This window comes from Zoogloea sp. (assembly GCF_017302315.1).
Lineage (GTDB): Bacteria > Pseudomonadota > Gammaproteobacteria > Burkholderiales > Rhodocyclaceae > Zoogloea.
On the sequence record NZ_JAFLDT010000056.1, the window covers coordinates 18,167 to 28,931 of the forward strand.

General features: G+C 65.1%; 11 protein-coding genes. 4 read left to right on the forward strand and 7 right to left on the reverse strand.

Annotated features, from left to right (window positions below; all coding sequences use genetic code 11):
• The first annotated feature begins 1 nt into the window (after position 1).
• Positions 2-649 carry a pyridoxamine 5'-phosphate oxidase gene (gene pdxH / locus J0L98_RS15290; RefSeq protein ID WP_296412642.1) on the forward strand — a complete coding sequence of 216 codons (648 nt, stop codon included), beginning with the start codon at positions 2-4 and terminating at the stop codon, positions 647-649.
• Between the two features lie 172 nt (positions 650-821).
• Positions 822-3,017, forward strand: coding sequence for a catalase/peroxidase HPI (gene katG / locus J0L98_RS15295; protein ID WP_296412643.1), 2,196 nt, complete (start codon positions 822-824; stop codon positions 3,015-3,017).
• A 50-nt stretch (positions 3,018-3,067) separates the two neighbouring features.
• Here the strand turns inward: katG and J0L98_RS15300 are convergent, their stop codons facing one another.
• From J0L98_RS15300 to J0L98_RS15330, 7 genes are all read right to left on the reverse strand, one after another.
• Positions 3,068-3,457, reverse strand: coding sequence for a Spy/CpxP family protein refolding chaperone (locus J0L98_RS15300; protein WP_296412644.1), 390 nt, complete (start codon positions 3,455-3,457; stop codon positions 3,068-3,070).
• A 326-nt stretch (positions 3,458-3,783) separates the two neighbouring features.
• Positions 3,784-6,048, reverse strand: coding sequence for an EAL domain-containing protein (locus J0L98_RS15305; RefSeq protein ID WP_296412645.1), 2,265 nt, complete (start codon positions 6,046-6,048; stop codon positions 3,784-3,786).
• A gap of 7 nt (positions 6,049-6,055) precedes the next feature.
• Complete coding sequence (locus J0L98_RS15310) at positions 6,056-6,439, reverse strand: hypothetical protein (RefSeq protein WP_296412646.1); 384 nt, start codon at positions 6,437-6,439, stop codon at positions 6,056-6,058.
• A gap of 125 nt (positions 6,440-6,564) precedes the next feature.
• Positions 6,565-7,350 (reverse strand): hypothetical protein, encoded by a 786-nt coding sequence (locus J0L98_RS15315; RefSeq protein ID WP_296412647.1) that lies wholly within the window; start codon positions 7,348-7,350, stop codon positions 6,565-6,567.
• Entirely contained in the window at positions 7,347-7,646 is a 300-nt protein-coding gene (locus J0L98_RS15320; RefSeq protein ID WP_296412648.1) for a hypothetical protein, read from the reverse strand. Before J0L98_RS15320 ends, J0L98_RS15315 begins: the two co-directional genes overlap by 4 nt.
• Positions 7,647-7,860: 214 nt before the next feature.
• A complete protein-coding gene (locus tag J0L98_RS15325; protein WP_296412649.1) occupies positions 7,861-8,667 on the reverse strand; it encodes an AraC family transcriptional regulator in 807 nt (268 codons plus the stop codon).
• 37 nt (positions 8,668-8,704) lie between these two features.
• Complete coding sequence (locus J0L98_RS15330; protein WP_296412650.1) at positions 8,705-9,259, reverse strand: YbhB/YbcL family Raf kinase inhibitor-like protein; 555 nt, start codon at positions 9,257-9,259, stop codon at positions 8,705-8,707.
• Positions 9,260-9,497: 238 nt separating this feature from the next.
• Between J0L98_RS15330 and J0L98_RS15335 the strand changes: the two genes are divergently transcribed.
• Positions 9,498-10,202: a CerR family C-terminal domain-containing protein gene (locus J0L98_RS15335; RefSeq protein WP_296412651.1), complete on the forward strand. Its 705-nt coding sequence runs from the start codon at positions 9,498-9,500 to the stop codon at positions 10,200-10,202.
• The coding region (locus J0L98_RS15340; RefSeq protein ID WP_296412652.1) for a TolC family protein at positions 10,202-10,765 on the forward strand (564 nt) is incomplete at its 3' end. The genes J0L98_RS15335 and J0L98_RS15340, both read left to right, overlap by 1 nt.

Below are 10,765 nucleotides of genomic sequence, written 5' to 3' on the forward strand. Positions count from 1 at the left end.
CATGAGCGACACCCCCAATCTGGCCGACCTGCGTAAATCCTACGAGCGCGGCAGCCTCGACGTGGACGACGTGGCCACCGACCCGCTGAGCCAGTTCGGAGCCTGGCTCAGCGAAGCCCTGGCCCAGCAATTACCCGAACCCAATGCCATGACGGTCGCCACGGTCGGCGCCGACGGCCGGCCATCCACACGGGTCGTGCTGATCAAGGGCTTCGATGCCCGCGGCATCGTCTGGTACACCAACTACGCCAGCCGCAAGGGCTGCGAACTCGACGCTCATCCCTTCGCAGCCCTGCAGTTTCATTGGGTTGAGCTTGAGCGGGTCGTGCGTATCGAAGGCCGGGTAAGCAAGGTCTCGGACGAAGAGTCCGACGCCTATTTCGCCAGCCGCCCCCTCACCCACCGCATCGGCGCCTGGGCTTCAGAACAAAGCCAGCCCATTCCCGGCCGCGGCACCATCGTCGCCCGCGCCGCGGAATACGGTATCCGGTTCGGCCTCAATCCGCCCCGCCCGCCCCATTGGGGCGGCTACCGACTCGAACCCGATTACTGGGAATTCTGGCAGGGACGCAGTTCCCGCCTCCACGACCGGATTGCCTACCGCCTCGCCGAGGGCGGCGGCTGGATACGGCAGCGCCTGGCCCCCTGAGCCCGGCCCCCACAGGCCTCTTCGCCACCCCGGCGGGAACGGCCGCCTCCCCTGGGATTCACCCGGGCGTCCGGAGGCTATGGTGTGCATCGCCAAATGCAATTGGATGCAGCGACGGTGCAACCCTAGACTCAAGTCACCTGTCCCATACCGATAACAGGAGGAGAGCACCATGAACACCGCATCCCAATGTCCGTTCGCGGGTCACGCCCGCAAACACGCCACCGCCGGCGCCCCGTCGAATGCCGACTGGTGGCCCAAACAACTCAAGCTCGGCATCCTCCACCAGCACTCACCCCGGTCCAACCCCATGGGCACGGCGTTCAACTACGCGGAAGCCTTCAAGCGCCTCGACCTCGACGCGCTCATCCGGGATCTCCACGCCCTGATGACAAACTCCCAGGACTGGTGGCCCGCCGACTTCGGCCACTACGGCCCCCTGTTCATCCGCATGGCTTGGCACAGCGCCGGCACCTACCGCATCAGCGATGGCCGCGGCGGTGCAGGCACGGGCAACCAGCGCTTCGCCCCACTCAACAGCTGGCCGGACAACGTCAATCTCGACAAGGCGCGGCGTCTGCTATGGCCGATCAAGCAGAAGTACGGCCGGAACATCTCCTGGGCTGACCTGATGATCCTGACCGGCAATGTGGCCCTGGAATCCATGGGCTTCAAGACCTTCGGGTTTGCCGGCGGTCGCGAGGACATCTGGGAACCGGAAGAGGACATCTACTGGGGTCAGGAGAAGACCTGGCTTGAAGACCAGCGCCACGCGGGCGAACGCGAGCTCGAGAACCCGCTTGCCGCCGTGCAGATGGGGCTCATCTACGTCAACCCGGAGGGGCCGGGCGGCAACCCCGACCCGCTGGCTGCTGCGCGGGACATCCGCGAGACCTTCGCCCGCATGGCCATGGACGACGAAGAGACGGTGGCACTGATCGCCGGCGGCCACACCTTCGGCAAGACCCACGGCGCCGGCGACGCGAAGCACGTGGGTGCCGAGCCGGAAGCGGCGGGCATCGAAGAGCAGGGCCTGGGCTGGACGAGCAGCTTCGGCAGCGGCAAAGGGGGTGACACCATCAGCAGCGGCCTTGAAGTGACCTGGACGACCACCCCCACCCGGTGGAGCAACAACTTCTTCTGGAACCTGTTTGGCTATGAGTGGGAACTCACGAAGAGCCCGGCCGGCGCACACCAATGGACGCCGAAGCACGGCATGGGGGCCGGCACCGTGCCGGACGCCCATGACCCGACGCGGCGCCACGCGCCATCCATGCTGACCACCGACCTCGCGCTGCGCTTCGACCCGGCCTACGAGAAGATCTCCCGGCGCTTCCTGGAGCATCCGGACCAGTTCGCCGACGCCTTCGCCCGCGCCTGGTTCAAGCTCACCCACCGGGACATGGGCCCCATCTCCCGCTATCTCGGCCCGCTGGTGCCCGCGGAACAACTGATCTGGCAGGATCCGGTACCGGCCGTGGATCACCCTCTGGTCAACGCCCAGGACATTGCCACCCTGAAGGCCACGCTGCTCGCCTCGGGCCTGTCGATCCCGCAGCTCGTCACCACGGCCTGGGCCTCGGCCGCCACCTTCCGCGGCAGCGACAAGCGCGGCGGCGCCAACGGCGCACGCCTGCGCCTCGCACCCCAGAAGGACTGGGAGGCGAATCAACCTGCGGAGCTGGCCGAGGTGCTGACCCGGCTCGAAGCCATCCGCCAGGGCTTCAACGACGCCCAGACCGATGGCAAGAAGATCTCCCTGGCCGACCTGATCGTGCTGGGCGGCTGTACCGCTGTCGAAGCCGCGGCGAAGAAGGGCGGACACGACGTGGAGGTTCCCTTTACGCCGGGCCGCACGGATGCCCTTCAGGCGCAGACCGACGTGGCCGCGTTCGCCGTGCTCGAGCCCGCCGCCGACGGCTTCCGCAACTACGCCCGCAGGGGTCTGGAGGAGATGTCCGCAGAAATGCTTGTGGACCGGGCACAGCTCATGACGCTGACGGCCCCCGAGATGACGGTGCTGATCGGTGGGATGCGTGCCCTGAACGCCAACTTCGACCGTTCATCCCATGGCGTCTTCACACAACGCCCGGAAACCCTGAGCAACGACTTCTTCGTGAATCTCCTCGACATGAACACCCGGTGGCAGAAGTCGGCCACCACGGAAGGCGTGCTGGAGGGTCGGGACAGAAGCACCGGTGAGCTGCGGTGGACCGGCACCCGCGTGGATCTCGTCTTCGGCTCCAATTCCCAACTCCGCGCCCTTGCCGAGGTCTACGCCAGCCGTGACGCGGAAAAGAGCTTCATCCACGATTTTGTGGCTGCCTGGGCGAAGGTGATGAACCTGGATCGCTTTGATCTGGCCTGAACCCGCAGTGGGGAGCAGGGGCCTGCCCGCGCAGGCCCCTGCAAACATGGCTACGAACGCTTCGACGGGGCACAGCGCCCGCCACCGTCACGTTCGGCAGCATCGATCCTGCTGCGCTGCTCGGTTGTGAGCAGCGCGCGCACTTTGGCCTCGGTCTCTGCCCGCATCACCAGCAGATCCGCCATGGCCTGACTGTGGGCGGCCGCCAGCTCCCGCGCTTTGACGGGATCAAAGGCGTCAGCCGCACCCAGCTTGCGCAGATCGTCCATGGCCTTGCGGGCAAGCTTGGCCTTGGCCCGCTCGGCGGGCAGGTTGGCGGTCATCAGTTCAAAGACCTTGTCCTGCTGCGCTTCACTCAACTCGATACGATGAAGGAAGGGGAGGTGCGGCATCATGCCCGGATGCATGCCCGGCCGCCCCATCTCATGATGCGGATACATGGCGACGTTCCCCACGGGCGGCGGCCCGTCGCATCGGCCGTGCAGGGAAGACGCCGAATGACGGCCATCCGCCACAGCGGACAGGGGCAGGATCGCGGCCAGTGCGCTGAGGACGAGACGCTTTTTCCACAATGGGCTGGAAGTATTCACGATGACTCCGTTTGGCGTGGGCCCTCCCGGATGGAGAACCTGCACGATGGGACGGATTCTCGATGCGGCCCCCGTGAAGTGCCGTTAGCGGATGGACAAACTATGTAAAGGCGCCGGCTGACGTGCCTCGTGCGCCGGGCCGGGTGGCCCGACGCAATCAAGGGTCGCGTCCGGATTCAAGTGGTTTCCATTCCGTCCACCCGGTCGGCCAGCCAGGCAGGAAACGCCTCCGCCGGAAGCGGCGCGCTGAGCAGATAGCCCTGCATTTCGTCGCACCCCATTTCCCGCAGGAACGCTGCCTGCTCCCGGGTTTCCACGCCCTCGGCGACGACCCGGATCTTCAGGCTTGCCGCGAGCCTGACCACGGCTGTGGCAATCGCGCTGTCGTCCGCATCATCCGGCAGATCCCGGATGAAGGAGCGGTCGATCTTGAGGGTGTGGACATTGAAGCGCTTCAGGTAGGCCAGGGAGGAATGGCCGGTACCGAAATCGTCGATCGCCAGGTGGATACCCATGGCGCCCAGGCGGGAGAGGATCTCGCGGCTCTGCTCGCTGTCCTCCATCAGGATGCTCTCGGTCAGCTCCACCTCCAGATCGGACGGGAGGAGGCCATTTTCCGACAAATGCCCGGCGATCAGGTCCGGAAGGTTGCGCTGGCGGAACTGGTGGGCCGAAACATTGACGGCCAGGCGCAGGGCCGGCAATCCGGCCGCCTTCCAGGCGGCGATCTGGGCACAGGCGGTGCGCAGAACCCAGGTGCCCACCTGGCTGATCAAGCCGATCTCCTCAAGGATCGGAACGAAGCGATCCGGGCCGATGGCCGGCCCCTCGGACGGCGCCCAGCGCAACAGGGCCTCCACACTGGTGATGCGGCCGCTGCGCAGGTCGGCCTTGGGCTGGTAATGGAGGCTGAACTCCTGACGTTCCAGGGCGTGCCGCAGGCTCGCTTCAAGGGCGTGGCGCTCGGCCATCGCAATGTTCAGCTCGTCGTTGTAGAAGAAGTAGGTATTGCGTCCAAGCTCCTTGGCCCGGTACATGGCCATGTCGGCCTGTTTGACCAGCCCGTCCAGGTCTTCCGCCTCATGGGGGTAAAGCGTGACGCCGATGCTGGTGGAGATGTACAGCCGTTCTCCGTTGATCTCGAAGGGATGGGCGATGGCGGCGAGGATGCGGGTGGCCACATGGGTCGCCGCGTTGGGATTGATGATGTCCTCCACCAGCACCGTGAACTCATCGCCGCCAAGGCGCGACACGGTGATGCTCTCGGACTCGTCCTCGGCATTGCGGCTCACGGTGTCGGTGCTGCGCAGGTTCGCCGTGAGGGCGTTGGCCACATGCTTGAGGAGCTGGTCCCCCACTTCGTGGCCGAGGGTGTCGTTGATGTTCTTGAAACGATCCAGATCGAGGAACATCAGCGCCAGTTGCCGTCCGCTGCGCCGGGTACGATCCATGGCCCGTTCAAGGCGCTCGCGGAACAGGCTGCGGTTGGGCAAGCCGGTCAGGCTATCGTAGTTGGCCATGTACGAGAGACGCCGCTCGACCTGCTTGCGTTCGGTGATGTCACGCAGGATGGCAATCAGATGGGGGCGGTCGGCAAGGCGCGTCTCATTGACGCTCATTTCCACCGGAAAGGACTCCCCGCCGGCACGAAACGCGATGGTCTCACCCTGTCCCGGAAGAAGGGCGGCAGCACCGTCGGGGCCGGGAACGGGCCGCAGCAGGTCGGTGATGCGCATGCCCGGCACGGCCTCGATGGGGTGACCGAACATGCGTGCCATCGCCGGGTTGCACGACGTGATGAGATGCGTCGGCGTGAGGATGGCAATGCCTTCAACCGCATTCTGGAACACCACCCGCAGATGTTCCTCGGCCTCCTCGCGGGCCTTGCTCTCTTCCCGCTGCAATGCCGCCAGGGTGCGCCTCAGAGCGCGCAAGGGCAGCACCCGCAGGGAACCGTAGATGCTCAGGCCGAGGGCCACACCGAGGAGGGCCACCAGGCCAGTCTGTGTAAGGATGGGCTTCAGGGAACGCGCGATGACCACCGCCCCCACCGGCCCCTCCGGCCCCGTCACCAGTGCGGCGCGCTCGACCACCGGCCCATGGAGCACAGCGCCGGCGGTCGCGAGCAGGTGATGGGCGGAATCCTCCACACGCCTTTGCTCCGGCACATCGCTGGGGGCAAGGTCGGTCTCCAGCAGGCCGCCCACATCCTGCCGCCAATCGTCGGGGCTGGCGCTGACTAGCTGGGTGACGAAGGCTGCATGCAGGCGCGCTGCCATGGCGGCGTCGCGCAGTTCAGCCTCGCGGGACAGCAGGAAGTAGCCGAGCGGCGCCGCCAGCGCCACGATCAACGCGGTGGTCGTGGCGATCCAGGTGACGACCGTGGCGAGGCGCGACTCATCCTGCCAGACCCGGGTCTTGACGGTGCCCGGCTTGTTCATGACGCGTTTACCTATCGACCACCTTGATGGTCCGGTCTATCTGGGAGGCGCGGATGTAGCCGATGGCATTGCGGTTGCCAGCCACGATGCGCTTCATCTCGTTGTCCTCCTGGGTGACCCGAGGCGGCATGGCCTTGCCGGTAAAGATGTTCTGGGACCAGATGGCCCGCATGGCGGCGGGGCTCTTTCCAATCACTTTGGAATAGAAGATCTTGCGCAACTCGCTGTCCTGGCCATAGTCGAGGAGGAAGATGGGGGAGCCATCCGGCCATCCCTTGACTGCACCGGTGTACACCTTGATGACATAGGCGCGGTCGATGACGTTGGCGTTCTCCGGATTGGTGATGACCACCATCTCTTCCTCGGCGATGGCGGCGTGGGCTGCGAGCAACAGCAGCAGCGGCGCAAGTGCACGGGGGAGCGTTTTCCGGAGTCGGCAAAGAAGATTGGAGAGGCGCATCAGAACACCCTGTCGTAGCTGACGGTAAATTGGCGGGCATCGCCGTGCATGCTGCCTTAGCCCGGTGCGGTCCTGTCGTTCCAGAGATCAAGCTGGGCCTTTATGGCACTGTCGTCGGTCAGATCGTAGCGCAGCCCTGCAGACCAGGTGCCATGGCGTTCGGGCACGCTGTCGCTGTTGAGCCGCTGCCGATAGATGGCGCGGGACAGCAGTGGCTGCCAGGGACCGTGCCGGTAACCGATGGCCAGCAGGTTAGCGTAGTCCTTGCCGTAGTCGTCGCGGCGGTCGATGTAGAGGAACTCGCCGCGGGCAAACCAGTTGTCGACGTCGGCCCCCAGGGAGAGTCCATGGATGACCTGCCGCTTGCGCTCGGAAAAGCTCGTCTCGCCAAGGGAGACAAGCTTGTTCTGGGTATGGGATTGGATGCGCACGACCCGTGCCGAGAACCACTCCCGGCTGACGCTGGGCTCGGTACCGAGGATGTCGGACCAGCGCACATCGGTACGTGAGCTGCGGCCGTTGTAGATGCGCCAGAAGCCGCTGTCCTTGCGCGTCTCACTGCCTCCGAAGACCTGCACGGTACCGTTCCACTGCGCCCACTGGTCACGCCAGACCAGGCTGCCGCCATCATAGTTGACCACTTCCCAGCCATATAGCTGTGGCGGGATATGGATCCATGGCAAAGCGTAGCCAACATCCTGGGCTTCCGAATAGCTGAACAGCGGAAGTCGCTTGCGGCCAAGCTGGACCGTCAGATTGCCGGACAGCTCCACCGTGGCGTACAACCACTCCAGATTCGCCGCACCGTTGGCGGCTCCGCGGGAGACGGCCTGACCGGTCAAGCTGAATCGACCATCTGCAGCACTGACGCTGCCCTGCAGGCCGAGCTTGGAGCCCGGCCCGGCTGCCAGTGGCCCGCCTCGTAAACGCCGCGCTGGGCATAATCGGAGATGAAGCAAGGGCAATGGAAGCCCTGGTCGACTGCCGCATCGCGGGTACCGCCAAAGACGCGGCCGGCCGCCAGGGTCATGAAGCCCGAACCCGTGAACTCCAGCCCCTGGAGATCGACGGCGTGGGACAGGAGCGGGCAGAGCAGGGCGCCAAGGGCAAAAAGGAAAGCTTTGCGCCGGAAGGGCATCACGGACACTCCGAGTTCTTGTTGGCATATGGGAGCTGCCATGCTGTGGAAATACCCACTTCGCCTGACGCACCGATGTAAAAAATCTGTGGGCTTATCGGTCGCCGGCGACATTTCTTTACCCGTATGACACACCGGAGCGGCACCCGCCTCTACTCCCCCCTATCCCGATGACCCGACTGAAGCCTCTACGCCATCGACCGCCGGACGCCCATCAGTCCTGGAAGCGGGTCTTGCGGAGATCGGTGGGCGTGACGCCGAACAGGGCCTTGAACCGGTCGGTGAAACGCGATTGGGAGGCATAGCCACAGCGCTCGGCAATGCGGCCGATCGGCTCGAGTGTCGTCTGCACGAGGTGCAGGCCGAAACCCAGCTTTGCCCGGCTGACAATGGTCTTGATGCCGATGCCTTCGGCCTTCAGCTTCCGGCGCAGGGTCGGCTCGCTGATGGCCATCCTGCTGGCGAACCGGCCCATGGTCCAGCTCGCCTGGACATCTGCGATCACCATGTCGTGCAGGCGATGGCTGACGCCGGGGCGCTCGACGATGGCGCCCACCTGCTCGTGGCCCAGTAGATACAGAAGCCGGAGCAACTCCTGCTTTCTCGCGCTCCACAAGGCCGGCGGTGCATAGGCCGGAAATTCGATGAACTGCTGCAAGGCCTTCTCGAGTATCCCGTCGATGGCCCCCTGGAAATGAACCGGACGGCCCCCGGAAGACCAGCTCCGAAACTGGTCGAAGTCACTGTGATCGAATTCGACCAGCAAGGCGCAATACTCGCCATCCGGGACATTGCGCATGTCGATATCGGGCGCACTGGACAGGAACAGGAAAGTCCCGCTGGGGCACACGATGTTTCCGTCCTTTCCCAGCTGCTTGACGCCGGCAAGCACGAAGATCAGCAGCGGTTTGATGACCGGCGCATTGGAGATACGCTGCTCTTTGAGTGATGACACGACCGAGTACGGCAGAGGGCTGTGCTCTTCCGTGATTTTCTTTGCAAGATCGATCAGTGCTTTCATGGCCTCGTCATTCAATGCGCCGGTGGGGGCCGCGCCGTCAATCCCGCTTGTACAAGGCCTCGATGGTGCTCGACGCGAGCGCGTTGGCACGCACCATGTAACCGGCCAGGGCGGACGAAGCGTCCTTCGGCAAGTCGAGCTTCCCGGGGAGCGCAAATACGGTGAACTGATAGCGGTGCACACCATGTCCCTTCGGTGGACAGGCGCCGCCAAAACCGGTCATGCCGTAGTCGTTCCGGATGCTTTGGCTGCCGGCAGGCGTCATGTCCTTGCCCGCATCGCCCGCACCGGCGGCCAGGCTGGCGACGTCCTTCGGAATATTCACGAGCTGCCAATGCCACCAACCGCTGCCGGTCGGAGCGTCGGGATCATAGGCAAACACCGCGAAAGCTTCGGTGCCCTTGGGGGCGCCACGCCAGGAGAGCTGGGGAGACATATTACCGCCACTGCAACCGAAGCCCTGGAACTCCTGAGCGTTGCTCATGAACTTGCCATGGGCAATGTCCGTGCTCGCGAGCTGAAAGGACTCCGCCAGGACCGGGGACGAAGCGAGCACAGACAAGGGTATCAAGTACTTGATGAATTGGTGCATGGAAGACACTCCTATTGGTTGACCATTCACGACATGACGAGCCGCTCATCATGCTAGGCCGTTCCGGCCGTTTCGATTAGTCGGAAAGCAATCAATTTTTGTCCCCTTGCTGGCTCGTCCCGGTGTCCACGGGCCATCACCACGGGATGCATTCATCGAACGTCTTGCATTATTTCAGTCGATCGACTAACTTAACTCAGTCGTTTGACCAAAACCCCCCGATGGCACAGGGCTCCCCATGACCGTTCCCCCACCCGGCCACACCCCGACCCGCAGCGATGGCGCGCTGGCACGCCGGCGCCTGCTGGAGGCGGCGCTGCAGCTCTTTGCCGACAAGGGCTACCAGAAAACATCCACCCGCGAGATCGCCGATGCGGCCGGGGTGAATCTGGGCTCCATCAGCTACTACTTCGGCGACAAGCCCGGCCTGTACCGGGCGGTGTTCTGCGAGTCCTTCTGCGACGCCACGGCCGCGCCGGACATCCTGCAGGCGCGGGACTGCTTGCCCGACCCCGCGACTGGCGCCCTGGATCCGGACGCCGCGCTAGCGGCCTTCTTCTTCAACTTCCTGCATCCCCTCAAGCAGGGGGCCTTGATCCGCCTGGTAATGCGCCTGCACTTCCGCGAGCTGGTGGAACCCAGCGGGGTGATGGGCACCGAGATGGACGACGATCTGGCCGATCTCTTTCGCAACATGAACCTGCTGATCAGCCGGCGCCTCGGCCTGGACAGCCCCGACACCGACACCCTGCGCCTGACCCACGCCGTGCTCGGCATGGCCATGCACTTCTTCGTCGCCCAGGACCTGGTGGACCAGGTCAGCCCCGAACTGGTCGCCAAACCCGAATCCATTGATGTGCTGGCCGAGCGTCTGGCCGGCTGGGCGTCCGGCGCAATCGATGCCGAAGCGCACCGACGCAATACGTGTGGAGACGCGATCTGATGCGCCCCATTTATCTGCTCAGCCTGTTGCTGACCCTGCCGGCCTGTTCCCTGCTGCCCCGGGTGGGCCCCGACTACCAGCCCACTCCCCTGGCCGCCCCCGCCGCCTGGCACGCCCCCCTGCCCCACGGTGGCCAGCTCGGAGCCCTCACCGACTGGTGGAGCCAACTCGGCGACCCCGTGCTGTCCAGTCTGATCGACACCGCTGAGCGTGAAAGCGCCACCCTTTCCCAGGCCCGCGCCCGCATCGTGCGGGCCCGTTCCGACGCGGTGGCCGCCGGCGTGGCGGGGCTGCCCACGGTGGACGGCAGCCTTGCCGCCAAGCGCGCCGCCTTCACTTTCGGCAGCCCCACCACTTTTCAGACCACCCGCCAGGCTTCGGTGATGGCCAACTGGGAGATTGATCTCTTTGGCGGCATCGCCCGCGAACAGGAAGCCGCCGAAGCCCGCCTCACCGCCAGCCAGGCGCGCTGGCACGAAGCCCGCGTGTCGGTGGCCGCCGAGACGGCCAACGCCTACCTGCAGCTACGCTACCAGGCGCGCCGGCTGGCCCAGGCCGAAGCC